Below are 13,446 nucleotides of genomic sequence, written 5' to 3'. Positions count from 1 at the left end.
TTTCCTCCTAAGCAGGCTGAGTCGTACCCATGTTCCGAATTGTAAAACGGTCCTGTTAAGAATATCGCAGGACTACGCTATCCAAAATGTTGGCTACGTCTTCGCATGCGTCGGTCGTTTGCTCCAGGCGCTCATAAAGCTCTTTTAATTTAAAATCGTGATACGGGTCCTTAGGATGGGTGAAAATCTCGCGAATGCCTTCGCGCATGAGACGGTCGGCTTCATTTTCCAAGCTGTTGATTTGTACGGTATGCTCGGTGATTTGCATGTATTTTTTCTTGGACAGCAGCTTGAAGGCGTCCAGAATGTGCTGGCAGCTTGCAACGAGCACGGCGGAAAATTCCTTCATATATTTATCGGATACGGTGATATTCAAGTAATCGAAACGGGCGATCGTGGCTTCGATCCCGTCGAGCACGTCATCCACTTTGGAGGCCAGCTCCATAATATCCTCGCGGTCCAGCGGCGTGATGAACACTTTGTTCAAGCCTTTAAAGATTTGGTGTGTGATTTGGTCTCCTTTGTTTTCGAGTTCTTTCAGCTGCGGATAAAACGTAGCCGGCGGCTCGCTACCCATGACGGCATTCCGAAACATCTGCGCGGCGTCAAGCGTATTTTCGGACGCTTTAATGAGCAGCAGCAGAAAATCGGTGTCATTCTTTTTGGTAAACAACATACGGTTTTGGCCTCCCAGGTAATTGAAAATTTACAAAAAATTAAACTAAGTAGCAAGAAATATGTAGAAAAAACGCGCCAATTCACACAAAATTAAAAATAACATAATCAAACAACGGAATGCAATTCTTAGTTTATCCATTTTACATTATGTTAATAAATCTTTTGCTATGTGACCGAATTCCCCCCCCATAGGTATAGTCAGCTTGATTTTTGTCCTCCGCAGGGTGTACATTGAAAACGAGATTGTATTTGTATTGGGAGGGGATTGTGTCCGGTGAAGAAAACAATAATCGAAAACGGAACGTTTCTAACGATGAATGAAGAGGCGCCAATCATCCAGGGGTGCATGGTCATTGAAGGAAACCGCATTACATATATCGGAGAACAGGCGCCGCTTCCTGCAGGCTCATACGACGAGCGTATCGACGGTTCAGGCAAGCTGTTCATGCCGGGGCTCGTCAATACGCACGGGCATGCCGCGATGTCGCTGCTTCGCGGTTACGGCGACGATATGGCGCTTCAAGTTTGGCTTCAGGAGAAAATGTGGCCAATGGAAGGGAAGTTCACCGCGCAGGATGTACGTGCAGGCACCCGTTTGTCCGTGCTGGAAATGCTGAAGGGCGGAACGACGACCTTCGTCGATATGTACGATCATATGAATGAAGTGGCGAATGTGGCGGTAGAGAGCGGTATCCGCGCCTGCCTTACGCGCGGCGTGATCGGGCTGTGCTCGCGGGAGATCCAGGACGCCAAGCTGACCGAAGCGATTGCTTTTGCAAAAGATTGGCACGGCCAAGCGGACGGCCGCATCACGACCATGATGTCGCCGCATTCTCCTTATACCTGCCCTCCGGATTATATCGAACGTATTGTGCAGGCGGCTCACGACTTGAATTTGCCGATCCACACCCACATGTCGGAGACGGCCAGGGAAGTGCAGGAAAACGTCGAACAATACGGATTGCGTCCGGTAGCGCATTTGGAGAAGCTCGGCGTGTTTTCCCGTCCGACTCTCGTAGCTCATGGAGTACACTTGACCGACGAAGAGATCGAAGTGCTGAAGCGGTACGACGTGCGCATTTCGCACAACCCCGGCAGCAACCTGAAGCTGGCTAGCGGCGTAGCGCGAGTGCCGGAGCTGCTCAAGGCGGGCGTACTCGTGTCCTTGGGAACGGACGGAGCCGCCAGCAATAACAATCTTGACATGCTGGAAGAGGTGCGGTTGGCGGCCTTGATCCACAAAGGCGTGTCCGGCGATCCCGTAGCGGTATCCGCTTCGGAGGCTTTGAAGCTTGGTACGCTTGACGGGGCACGTTCAATCTGGTTAAACGACGTTGGTGCGCTTAAGCAAGGAATGAAGGCCGACTTTATCGCGCTTGATATCGATCAGCCGCATTTCTACCCGCGGACGAATTTCATCTCGCACGTCGTTTATTCCGCCGTTTCCAAGGATGTGACGGACGTGTGCATCGACGGACGCTGGGTCGTCCGAAAAGGCGAATGCCTGACCATGGACGAAGAGAAGGTCAAATTCGAGGCGCAGCAAAGCTTCGAGCGATTGACGGCTCTCTAAGCGTCTCAGCACGACTAGGCAGAAAGGAGGCCGCCGGTGCGTAAGACATGGAAGATCACGATCATTGCCGGGGCCGCGGCAGTTGTGATTGTGACCGGGATGAGCATGGCTTTTAACTTCATTATGGATAAGGAATGGACCGAGCAGCGGGCTGCCGTCCTTACCGCTTACGAGAAGACGGTATTGTCCAAAGCGGTTAAGGTCGAACGGTTCGTTGCGGAGAAGCCTTATACGGTCATCACGGGGGAAGACAAAATCGGCCAACCGGTGTATGTATGGGTAGGCCAGGACGAGATCCATACGGAAATGGGCAGTGCCGGAATCGATGCGTCACAGGCTGAAGCGAAGGTGAAAGCGGCGCATCCGGAAGCGAAGGTGCTCCGGACGACCCCTGGGATCCGCAGCGGCCAGCTGGTCTGGGAGGTATTCTATAAGCTGCAGCCGGAGGGTAAGCCGGAACAGCATTTTTACGATTATTACGCCTTTAAGGACGGCCAAGCGATCGATACGCTGCGCTTGACCATTCAGTAGCACGAACCGGCGTTCAAATGCCGAAATCAGCCGCGGGAAACGCCGAACGAAGCGGCATCTTCCGCGGCTGTTCTTTATCGTTAGCTTGCAAGCGGAGTTCCAAAAAGCAGTGGAGGCGCACGCCGCCATTCATTCAATTGCCACACATTGCATCAACATTCGTATATACGATATGATATACTAACGGTATGGCTAAAACGTATAGATGGGAAACTTCGTCTGAAGCTTTTTCACATGAATTTATAGAAAGGGGGACGTATAGCTGATGAATATGAAGTTACGTCTCTTGCCTGTCGTATTGAGTGTTCTTGTGTCGGCAACGCTGCTGTTCGGCGGTTATTTTGCTTACCGGACATTGGCAATGGAAAGTCCGCTGCAAAAGGTCGTCTCCGGCATTTCCGGGGTTGAGCTGGTGTCTATGGATTTAAGCGGGCCGGATGCCCGTATGGAATTGAAACTTGCACCGGGTACGAACCTGCGTGAAGTATATAGCAAGATCCAAACCGAAGGTCGTACGACATTGGGCACCAAGGAATTAAAGCTCAAAGTCGTGAACGATCCGTCGCCGCGGTTGGAGCAATGGTGGTCTTCCGCTTTGTTCGAGGTGGCTCAGGCCATGGAAACGAAGCAGTATGCGCAAATCCCGAAAACGCTGCAGGCTCAGGGCAGCGACGGAATTAAAGCGTCCACGGAGATGGACGACAAATATGTGTACGTTACGCTATCGGACGGCACGGCGAGCAAGTATGTCATGCTGCCGAGAACGCCTGCCAAACTGGGGGTGTGGCCGAATGAGTAAGTACGGCAAAGAGATTTTGCTCGGCTTTATACCCGTTCTTGTTATCTTCCTGCTTTATATCGGAGTGAATCTGTTTCCTATCGTATTTATGGCCGCGATCTTGGGTACCTTCTTGTATATGGCGCGCGCGCGCGGAGGGCTGAACGTAGGGTCGGAACGCAAATCGCGCGGCAAAACGCCGGGCTTCCTGACGTTCGACGATATCGGCGGGCAGGATCGGGCAAAAGGCGAGCTGAAAGAGGCGCTTGATTTTCTGATCCGTTATGACGATATTAAAAAGCTCGGCATTCGTCCGCTAAAGGGCATTCTGCTGACGGGTCCTCCGGGAACCGGGAAAACGTTGATGGCGAAGGCTGCTGCGCATTACACGAACTCCGTGTTTTTGGCGGCATCCGGCAGTGAATTCGTCGAAATGTATGTCGGCGTCGGAGCGAGCCGCATCCGCGACTTGTTCAAGGAAGCCCGCTCGCGTGCCGCGAAGGAGAACAAAGAGAGCGCTATTGTGTTTATCGACGAGATCGACGTGATCGGCGGCAAGCGGGATGGCGGTCAGCATCGGGAATACGATCAGACGCTGAACCAATTGCTCACCGAGATGGACGGGATTCATACAAGCGAAACGCCCCGCGTTCTGATCATTGCGGCCACGAACCGCAAGGAAATGCTGGACGGCGCCCTGCTGCGTCCCGGACGGTTCGACCGTCATATCGAAGTCGATCTGCCGGACAAAAAGGGCCGTCTGCACATTCTGAACATCCATGCCAAAAACAAGCCGCTGGCCGAAGGAGTCGATCTGGAAGCGATCGCGCGGGAAACGTTCCATTTCTCCGGTGCACAGCTGGAAAGCGTAATGAACGAAGCGGCAATTTATGCCATGCGGGACGAATCGGATGTGATCGGACAGCAGCACTTGTCGCTGGCAGTCGATAAGGTCATGCTCGGCGAGAAGACGGACCGCGAATCGAATAAGGAAGAGCGGGAACGCGTCGCGCTTCATGAGCTTGGACATGCTATTGCCGCCGAGCTGGTGCGGCCGGGTTCTGTTTCCCAAGTGTCGCTCAGCCCTCGCGGGAAAGCGCTCGGTTTTGTGCGCCATAATCCGCAGCAAGATCAGTATTTGTACACGAAAGCGGAGATCGAGCAGCAGATTATGGTCGCACTCGGCGGTGCCGTGGCGGAGGAAATGTTCTACGGCGGACGAAGCACCGGCTCGCGCAACGATTTCGAGCAGGCGCTGAACATGGTGCGCACGATGATGGATTCGGGGCTGACAAGGCTTGGCATCATCGACCGCGAGATGGTTACGAAGCAGGAGCTTATGAAGGAAAATGCCGCGATTTTGGAAGAGTTGACGGAGGCGACCCGGCGCATGCTGGAGAGCCACAGATCCGTTTTCGAACAATCGCTTGACATTTTGATTGCCGAAGAAGTGCTTTCCGGAGACCAATTCCGCGAGCTCCTCAAGCAGTCGTCACAAGCTCAAATTGCCTGAAAATAAAAAAGAATCGAAGCCGAAGGCGACAAGCCTTCGGTTTTTTCGTATTTCCTCGTAAATTCTACGAAATTTGCCGAACGTGCAACTTTTTTGATAGAATTTAGTCTAATATATTGGTAGTTTTCGCCACGGTATTCTTTTTGTCGGCTGGGAGTCGCAACCATTTCCAGCTTCCTACATAAAGCAAAAAAATACAAGATTTTGAGGTGCAAAATGAAATTTTTAACGGCTTGGTTCACCCTGTCGATCGCGTCGCTCCTGTTGCTGCCGGCCGTAGGCTCGGCTGCCGCTCCGTCCAAATCATCTACGCCGAAGTCGTCTAAGCCGCCCGCGCCGCCAATTCAGTTGGTATTAAACGGAAAAAAGCTCGCACCGGAAGTTGCTCCGCGCAACGTGGACGGGAGCGTCATCGTGCCCGTTCGTATTATTGCAGAAGAGCTCGGCTCCAAGGTTACATGGGACGAGAAGCAGCGAAAGGTTACCGTAGTTAAAGACGAAACCAATATACAACTGTTTATTGACAAAAAGAATGCAACGGCAGGAGGGAAATCGTTTCAGCTTGAGGCGGCGCCCACGATCATCGAGGGGAATACGATGCTGCCCGTACGATTCGTTAGCGAGCAGTTAGGGGTAAAGGTATCATGGGACGAACGCAACCAATCGGTTAATTTGTCCACGCCGGAAAAGAACAAGGACGATAAGACTCCCGCGAAAACGGAGAAGCCCGGCGAAAAAGAACCGGGCAGCGTCCCGGCCGACGGCAAGCCCGCTTCCTCATTCGAGCCGGACAATACGGTGAAAGCAGGGGATAAACCTGACAGCGGAAAGAGTGCTGCTGGAAAGGAGAATGGTACCTCGCCGTTGCCTGGAGGAACCGCGCAGACGGGAGGGACATCGCCGGGGAAAAACGGTTCCGGACAGCTGCTGGCTTGCGTTCCCGCACCCGGGGGGATGCAGTCGACTAGCGGCGGCGCAACAGCTGCGGCAGGAAGTCAACAGGCGGCAAGCGGCGTGACGCAGGCGGTTAGCGGAGGCTCTCAGCCGGTGAACGGCAGCACGCCAACGGGGGCCGGCGGCGCTCAAACGCCGAACGGAGCTGCGCAAGGGGCGGTGAGCGGAACGGTACAGCCGGGAGGCGGAGTCCAGCAGACAACGGGCGGGACACAGACGCCGGCCGACGGCAAACAGGAAGCGGCCGGCGACAAAAACGCGACGAACGGCTTGGTTACCGTACAATCTATATCGCTGCAAGGCGACACGCTGACTATCAAAACGTCGGATTGCGCCAGAAAGCCGAGTATATTCCGTTTGGCCAATCCGGACCGGATCGTTCTTGACCTGTCTAACGCGCAGCTTGACCCGGCGCTCATGGCTAAGCTCAATCCGCAAGGCGAAGGAACTTTGCCGGATAAGAGCGAATTTGTCACACAAATTCGTTATTCGCTATTTTCAAAAGAAGCATCTGTCGTTAGAATGGTATTAGATTTGCCGCAGAAGGGGGAGCTTCGCTTGGCCTCCGTACAGCAAAACGGGGAAATTACCGGGAAAATATCATTCGGTAAAACCCGCTACCGGGTCTTTATCGACCCCGGACATGGCGGCAAAGATAACGGAGCCAGCTCGCTGAATAATCGGCATGAGAAAGATGCGGTGCTGTCGCTCGGCCGGAAGGTGGCGGCTCTGCTGGAGAAAGAACCGAAGATCGAAGTGACGATGACTCGCTCGGACGATACGTTCATCGAACTGGAAGACCGCCCGAGCATGGCGAACAACGCCGATGCCGATTTATTTGTCTCGATTCATGCCAATTCCGCCGGAAAAGAAACCGTCGGCGGGACGGAAACGTATTATTGGACGGAGCAAAGTCTCGATTTTGCCAAGCTGATGCACAAGCATCTTGTCGAGGCTACCGGTTTTCCGGACCGCAAAGTGAAGCAGGAGCGTTTTGTCGTCATTAAAAACTCGACCATGCCGGCTGTACTGCTGGAAATCGGCTTCTTGACGAATCGGGCGGAAGAGGAACTGATGTATCAGGATGCTTTTCAAAACAAGGTCGCCGCATCCATCGTGACTGCCATCAAGAAGCAGTTGAATCTCGACTAAGGAGTGGGTGACGATGCATAAGACATGGCAAAAAGGAATGGCTGCTGCAGCCATCGCGGCTCTGCTGTTGGCAGGCTGCGGAACGAGCAAAGCGCCGTTGCAAGGCACCGCGGAAACACCGCCCTCCAAGAGCGGACAAGCAGTGCAGCCCGGGACAGGGGGAGAGAAGACAACGACTCCGCCGGAGACGTCCGCCCCGAAGCCGGACCCGGACAAGAAAGAGTTAAAGATCAAAGCGTATTACAGCGATGCTCAGCTTGAGAAACTGGTTCCAAAAGATGTGACGATCCATATTAAGCAGGATCAGGACAAATATTTGGCCGCGCTTAACCAGTTGAAGAAAAGTCCTGACGACAATACGATTCCATTATTTAAAGGGTTCACGTACAAAAACGTCGCGTTGAAAGACGGCCAGCTGAACCTGGACGTATCCATTGCGGATGAAGGAAGGCTGGGCTCCGGCGGGGAAGAAATGCTGCTGGATGCACTGCAAAAGACGATGTTCCAGTTTTCCGAAGTCAAATCCATCGAAGTGCTGGTTGACGGAAAGCAGGTCGAAAGCTTGATGGGACATATGGATTTGCCGCATCCGATCAAACGCAGCCAAAGTTAACGTACATCATGAACGAACATAAGTCGATCGAGAGGAGCTATTTCATGAAAAGCATCAATTCCAGACAAGCACGCAGACTAGCGGCAGCCGTTTTAGCGCTGTCGCTGGCGTTCGGAAGCCCGGCCTTTGCCGCCGCGGCCGAAACCAAAAGCAATATTTCGACGGGAAGCTCCGTAAGCTCGCAGCGCTTTACCGACGTCGGGGACCAGCACTGGGCGATCAAGCATGTCACCAAGCTGGCTTCCCTCGGGGTGATTGAAGGATATGAAAAAGGGGAATATAAACCGGAAAACTCCGTATCGCAGCAGGAAGTCATCGTTATGGCACTGCGGTTTATGGGTCTTGAATCGGAGGTAGCGAAAAGCAAGACAGAAACGGCGCTGCCTTTCAGTGTTGATAAATTCTTCAAGCCATATGTCGCTTATGCGATCGATCGCGGCTTAATTAATATTCAAGAGGAAACGGCAGACGGCACGAACGCCAAAACGGCTTGGGGAGCTAAAGAAGCGTCCCGCGAATGGGTGGCCAAGCTGGTCATCCGCGCTATCGGCAAACAGGAATTAGCCACTCAGCAGGCACAATCCTCTTCGTCATTTACGGACAGCAAGGATTTCTCGTCGTGGGCGGCCGGTTATATCAACGCGGCGGTATCGCTGAAGATCGTACAAGGCTTTGAGGATAACAGCTTCAAGCCGAAAGATAAGGTGACCCGCGCCCAAATGGCGACGTTCCTCAGCCGCGCGGATAAAGAATCGACTTCCCGCTCCTCCCGGGTCGCTACCGGATATGTGATGGAGCTGACGGACCGCAAAATCAGCGTGCTGAATGCCAATGGGCAAACGACGGAATATACGCTGTCTTCCGATACGGCTTTCTATAGCGGCAAAGACGACAGCCGGATTTCGCCGTCGAACATCAAGCTGACGAACGAAGTATACTTGGTGCAAAATCAAGGCGCGGCGCTGTACATAGAACTTACCAACGATCAGCAGAAAATGGAAACCTACGAAGGGACGCTGACGGAAATATTCACCGACCGGATGATGGCCTCGATCCAGCGCAACGGAAAGAACGAGCTTTACGATTTGTTCCCGACCGTCACGGTAACGGATAAAGACGGCCGCGGCCTGAGCTTGAGCTCTTTGACGCCGGGAAGCATCGTCGAATTGAAAAAGAACACGCTGCTGAAAGAATCGAAAATTTCGCAAATCGTACTGAAGCAAACGCCGGTCAGCAAAACGTCTGAAGGTACGGTGCTTACTCTGAACAAAGATCAAAACCAAGTGACATTCTTGGAGCAGGGGACGGGGCAGAACGAATCGTTCACGCTCACTACGCGAACGGTCGTGAAGCTGCAGGACGGCTCGACGGCCGACCTCTCGAAGCTGCGCGTCGGCGACGCGGTGAGCTACGAGGTGAAAGCGAACGAGCTTCAAGTCGTTTCCGTGAAGAAGCCGGCTGATTTTAGCCAATCCGTTGAAGGAACGATGGCCAGCTTAAGCAGTGACAAGCGGATCTTGACGATTAATAAAGCGGGCGGTTCGCTCGGCGCCTATCATATCGCTGACAATGCGATTATTACGATTGACGGGTTGACGAACCCAAGCCTGTTCGACATCGAATCCGGAGATCAACTAAAGATGGATTTGATTAATGATAAAATCGTTAAAATTTCCGTTACCAGCCGTTCGGTCAAGCAATACATATACGCTACGATCCTGAGTTATGATGCCAATTCCAAGGTGGTGACGATCAGCACCGAGAGCGACGGAGTAGGGGCATACCGGCTGACGGACAATACGATCATCCGCTTTATGGGCGGCCCGATCCAGCTATCAAACTTCCAGAGCACGTTCGTAGGCAACGGTAACGATAAGAAAAAAGTAGATCTTAAAGTTTCCAAAGATAAAATCGTGCAGATCGAAACGACAATGAATGTGGAAGGCACGATCGCTCAAATCAATACCAGCAATATTACAAACGACTTGACCATACGTACCGCCGGAGGACAAAACTTAACGTTCAAAGTCAATTATGGCGCACCGGTCGAAATGTTTAACAAAACGAACGGCACCATCTCGGACCTGAAAGTAGGGGATGCGATCCGTTTGACGCTCACAGGAACTCAGGATTTCGTAACGAACCTGATGGCCAAGAAAACGGGCGTGTACAAGGTACTAGTCACCAATCCTAGTACGAGCCAAGTTACCGTGAAGGACGAGACGGGCTCACAGCTGACGTTCAAAGTCGAAAACAACGATCAAATTATTAACCCGGGCAAGCAATCTCACGCCTTCTCTGATATTTTGGTCGACGAGTACGTTAAAGCCAGCTTCAGCGGCACGAAGCTGGATAATCTCCAACTGCTCAATTCGGTGCGCGGCAAAGTGACGAATGTGGACGTAGCGGCAGGCACGCTGACCATTCAGGATTTCCAAGGCAACATTCAGGTAATCACGGTCGGACAGCAGTTCACAATCAGGCAAAATGCCAACACATCCGCCGCCTTGAATACGATTAAGCAAAATGACCGGGTGGAGATCATCCGGGACGCGAACGACAAGGCGATCATTCAAGTGGCGACTGCGACGAAACGGACAGTATCCTCTTACGATACGGTGCTGAATCAATTGCTTTTGAAGCCGACGGCCAATAACGACAAGACGTCGTATAATTTATTTGCCAAAGCGTATTTGCACAAAGGCACCCAAACCGTGGCTCCAAGTACGTTTATGGAGAACGAAGAAGTAATGGTATATGTAATCGACGATAAAATTTTCGAAATTGAAAAGCCCTAATCGGTTTATTTGAAACTTTTATCCGGTTTGAGCCGTCTGTGTAGTGAGAACTTCTTGCTGCATAGGCGGTTTTTTCGTAAAAAGTTCGCATTTTGTCGGCATTAGTCATTGATTCGACTGCGGCGTTTCGGTAAACTGTAAGAAACAGGCGAAAGAAAGGACAGGGAGCATGAATCAGACGCAAGCGAGAACCATACTGGATACGATTGCCGAAATGTTCCCGGATGCCCACTGCGAGCTGAACCACTCGAATGCGTTCGAGCTGACGATCGCCGTCCTGTTGTCGGCCCAATGTACGGACGAGACGGTCAATAAAGTAACCGCCACGTTGTTTCAGAAGTACAAAAGGCCGGAAGACTATTTGGCCGTGCCGCTCGAAGAGCTGGAGCAGGATATTCGGCGGATCGGTTTGTTCCGGAACAAAGCCAAGAATATTCAGGCTTTGTGCGCAATGCTTTTGGACAAGTATAACGGGGAAGTTCCCCGTGAACACGAGAAGCTGGTGGAATTGCCGGGCGTCGGACGAAAAACGGCGAACGTCGTCGTTTCCAATGCCTTCGACGTACCTGCTATAGCCGTCGATACGCATGTGGAACGGGTATCCAAACGGCTCGGGCTTGCCGGGGTTAACGATTCGGTGCTCGAAGTGGAAAAAAAGCTGATGAAACGGGTGCCGCGCGAAGAATGGACGCAGACGCATCATCGGCTCATTTTTTTCGGACGTTATCACTGTAAAGCGCAAAACCCAAAATGCGAGGTTTGCCCGTTGATTGATCTTTGCCGGGAAGGTAAAAAACGAATGAAATCGAACTCGAATAGGAAGCCTATACCAAAAGCGAAAGCAGCTGTCAAAGCTGCAAAAACTAAAGAAGCGTAATACGAAAGGATAGGATTAGAGATGAAATGCATATCGGTCTACACCAGCGATTTTGAACTGTTTTCGGATATTTACGAAAAGGTGCTTGAGACTCCTTTGCAGGAAAACGAAGAGAAACAAGTGGAAGGCGTCGTCGTAACGGAGTCGGGCAGCGTACCGGAAAATTACTTGAACCGTATGAAGCAGCGTCCGGAAGTGGTCGTCATGAAAGTGAAGGATAAAGACATTACGATTTTGCAGCATCGCGATGTTTTCGAAATATTTATTCCGGAGACTGAAAATATGGTACACTAAAAACCGAAGCGATTCGGTTTTTTCTTTTTGTTCGGAACACAAAAAGATAGACGACAAACGCTTGGATTTTTTAGACAGAGGAAGAACAGGGGCAGGAGAAACGATGAAAAGCGAATTGACTATAGCAAAAGAAATGTCAGTAGAGATAGGGAACGATGAGGGGCTGCAAGGCGGGACCTCGCAGGATGAAATGCTTGCCGCCGTTCAAGGGCTGCTTGCGCAGGTAGAGCAAACGGGGGACGGAGAGCACGGAAAGAAGCTGCGGCAGCTGTTGGCGAAAGCGCAGAGCGAGCGGCTTTATTTGGCATTTTGCGGACACTTCTCCGCGGGGAAGTCGAGCCTGATCAACCGGCTGTGCGGTCATATGCTGCTGCCGTCGAGTCCGATTCCGACGAGCGCGAACATTGTGAGCATCGTGAACGGGGAAGCCGGGGCAAGGGTCATCTATCGCAGCGATGAGACAAGCGATCAGGCTCAAGGAGTGGGCGAACAACGGTCCGAAACGGTACCATTGGACGAGCTGGCGGAGCATTGCCGTAACGGCGAAGCGATCGAAACGGTGGAAATCCGCTATCCGATCCCGTTTCTGGGAGAGCATGCGGCGCTGCTGGATACGCCGGGAATTGATTCGACGGACGACGCGCATCAGCTGGCAACGGAGTCGGCGCTGCATTTGGCTGACGTTGTGTTTTATGTGATGGATTATAACCACGTGCAGTCGGAAATTAATTTGGCCTTTACGAAAAAAATGACGGAGTGGGGCAAGCCGCTCTATTTGATCGTGAACATGATCGACAAGCATCGGGAGCAGGAGCTGTCGTTCGCCGCATATCAGGAAGGCGTGCGCGAAGCGTTCGCCAGCTGGGGCGTGCGTCCCGACGGTATCGTTTACACCTCGGTCAAAGTGCCGGATCATCCGTCCAGCGAATGGAGCAAGCTGGACGGACTGCTCGGCCAGTTGATCGAGCTGCGACGGCCGCTCGTGCGGCTCAGCCTCGAAAAGTCGGCGCGGGCGCTCGCGGCGGCGCATGCCGAGAAAATGGCCGAGCGCAACGAGCCGGCGAAGGATGCGATACGCGAGCAGCTGGCTGCCTCCGGCGAAGATCTGGACGCCGTCCAGGCGGAGTACGCGGAGGCGGGCGCCGAGCTGGCGCGGCTCGAATCGCTGCCGGCGGAGCTGCAGGCAGCCGTGCGCAAAGACGTGGCGGCGGTATTGGACAACGCCAACGTGATTCCGGCCGCGACGCGGGACCTCGCGCACGCGTATTTGGAGAGCCGTCGGCCCGGCTTCAAGGTCGGCTGGTTTGGCGCCGCCGCGAAGACGGCGGCGGAACGGGAGCAGCGGCTTGCTGCGCTGCATAAGGATTTTGCGTCGCAAGTGGAGACGCAGGTGGCACGACACGTGCAGCAGACGGTCAAGGCGAAGCTGGAAGGCCACGGCCTGCCCGCGGGCGCCATAACCGAGGCCGCCGACCGGATCAGCGTGGAGCTTACGCCGGAATGGCTGGCCGGTCAGGTGAACGAGGCCGCGGTGTTCGGCAACGAGTATACGCTGACCTACTCGAAGCAGATTTCCGCGGAAGCGAAAGGCTTGTACCGCAAGGAGGCGTACGCCGTCAGCGACGAGCTGATCGCGGCGCTGGGGGCCGCCCTGCAGCCGCGCCTTGCGGCGCTGCGCGCGCAGC

The 13,446-nt window shown here is 53.2% G+C and carries 11 protein-coding genes; 10 read left to right on the top strand and 1 reads right to left on the bottom strand.

The annotated features are described in order from the left end of the window. Positions 1-55: 55 nt before the first annotated feature. Positions 56-676 (bottom strand): DUF47 domain-containing protein, encoded by a 621-nt coding sequence (locus PEH01S_RS11690; RefSeq protein ID WP_025846299.1) that lies wholly within the window; start codon positions 674-676, stop codon positions 56-58. A gap of 315 nt (positions 677-991) precedes the next feature. Here PEH01S_RS11690 and PEH01S_RS11685 point away from each other — a divergent pair, with 315 nt between their 5' ends. The 10 genes from PEH01S_RS11685 to PEH01S_RS11640 form a co-directional block, all read left to right on the top strand. Beyond that, entirely contained in the window at positions 992-2,251 is a 1,260-nt protein-coding gene (locus tag PEH01S_RS11685) for an amidohydrolase (RefSeq protein ID WP_174807128.1), read from the top strand. Between the two features lie 36 nt (positions 2,252-2,287). Beyond that, the gene (locus tag PEH01S_RS11680; RefSeq protein WP_127485590.1) at positions 2,288-2,782 is read left to right on the top strand and encodes a cell wall elongation regulator TseB-like domain-containing protein; all 495 of its coding nucleotides are present in this window, start codon (positions 2,288-2,290) and stop codon (positions 2,780-2,782) included. A 265-nt stretch (positions 2,783-3,047) separates the two neighbouring features. Then, on the top strand, positions 3,048-3,581 hold the full coding sequence (locus PEH01S_RS11675; protein WP_246062892.1) for a hypothetical protein: 534 nt from the start codon (positions 3,048-3,050) through the stop codon (positions 3,579-3,581). Next, positions 3,574-5,073, top strand: coding sequence for an AAA family ATPase (locus tag PEH01S_RS11670; protein ID WP_025846291.1), 1,500 nt, complete (start codon positions 3,574-3,576; stop codon positions 5,071-5,073). Before PEH01S_RS11675 ends, PEH01S_RS11670 begins: the two co-directional genes overlap by 8 nt. A gap of 216 nt (positions 5,074-5,289) precedes the next feature. Further along, positions 5,290-7,179, top strand: coding sequence for an N-acetylmuramoyl-L-alanine amidase family protein (locus PEH01S_RS11665; RefSeq protein ID WP_025846288.1), 1,890 nt, complete (start codon positions 5,290-5,292; stop codon positions 7,177-7,179). 13 nt (positions 7,180-7,192) lie between these two features. Continuing rightward, positions 7,193-7,792 (top strand): GerMN domain-containing protein, encoded by a 600-nt coding sequence (locus tag PEH01S_RS11660; RefSeq protein WP_025846287.1) that lies wholly within the window; start codon positions 7,193-7,195, stop codon positions 7,790-7,792. A gap of 44 nt (positions 7,793-7,836) precedes the next feature. Then, entirely contained in the window at positions 7,837-10,590 is a 2,754-nt protein-coding gene (locus PEH01S_RS11655) for an S-layer homology domain-containing protein (protein ID WP_025846286.1), read from the top strand. Positions 10,591-10,759: 169 nt separating this feature from the next. Next, complete coding sequence (gene nth, locus PEH01S_RS11650) at positions 10,760-11,467, top strand: endonuclease III (protein WP_025846284.1); 708 nt, start codon at positions 10,760-10,762, stop codon at positions 11,465-11,467. A gap of 21 nt (positions 11,468-11,488) precedes the next feature. After that, a complete protein-coding gene (locus PEH01S_RS11645; RefSeq protein WP_010501064.1) occupies positions 11,489-11,761 on the top strand; it encodes a hypothetical protein in 273 nt (90 codons plus the stop codon). Positions 11,762-11,864: 103 nt separating this feature from the next. Beyond that, positions 11,865-13,446, top strand: a 1,582-nt coding sequence (locus tag PEH01S_RS11640; RefSeq protein ID WP_174807126.1) for a dynamin family protein, incomplete at its 3' end; no start/stop codon positions are given.

Origin of the sequence: Paenibacillus ehimensis NBRC 15659, assembly GCF_004000785.1 — a bacterium.
In the GTDB taxonomy this organism is placed as follows: domain Bacteria; phylum Bacillota; class Bacilli; order Paenibacillales; family NBRC-103111; genus Paenibacillus_G; species Paenibacillus_G ehimensis.
This window is presented reverse-complemented; position numbering and strand designations above follow the sequence as displayed.

Coding starts and splice junctions, on each gene's coding strand:
- PEH01S_RS11690 (WP_025846299.1), bottom strand. CDS start 676: ATGTTGTTTACCAAAAAGAATGACACCGATTTTCTGCTGCTGCTCATT.
- PEH01S_RS11685 (WP_174807128.1), top strand. CDS start 992: ATGAATGAAGAGGCGCCAATCATCCAGGGGTGCATGGTCATTGAAGGA.
- PEH01S_RS11675 (WP_246062892.1), top strand. CDS start 3,048: ATGAATATGAAGTTACGTCTCTTGCCTGTCGTATTGAGTGTTCTTGTG.
- PEH01S_RS11670 (WP_025846291.1), top strand. CDS start 3,574: ATGAGTAAGTACGGCAAAGAGATTTTGCTCGGCTTTATACCCGTTCTT.
- PEH01S_RS11665 (WP_025846288.1), top strand. CDS start 5,290: ATGAAATTTTTAACGGCTTGGTTCACCCTGTCGATCGCGTCGCTCCTG.
- PEH01S_RS11660 (WP_025846287.1), top strand. CDS start 7,193: ATGCATAAGACATGGCAAAAAGGAATGGCTGCTGCAGCCATCGCGGCT.
- PEH01S_RS11655 (WP_025846286.1), top strand. CDS start 7,837: ATGAAAAGCATCAATTCCAGACAAGCACGCAGACTAGCGGCAGCCGTT.
- nth (WP_025846284.1), top strand. CDS start 10,760: ATGAATCAGACGCAAGCGAGAACCATACTGGATACGATTGCCGAAATG.
- PEH01S_RS11645 (WP_010501064.1), top strand. CDS start 11,489: ATGAAATGCATATCGGTCTACACCAGCGATTTTGAACTGTTTTCGGAT.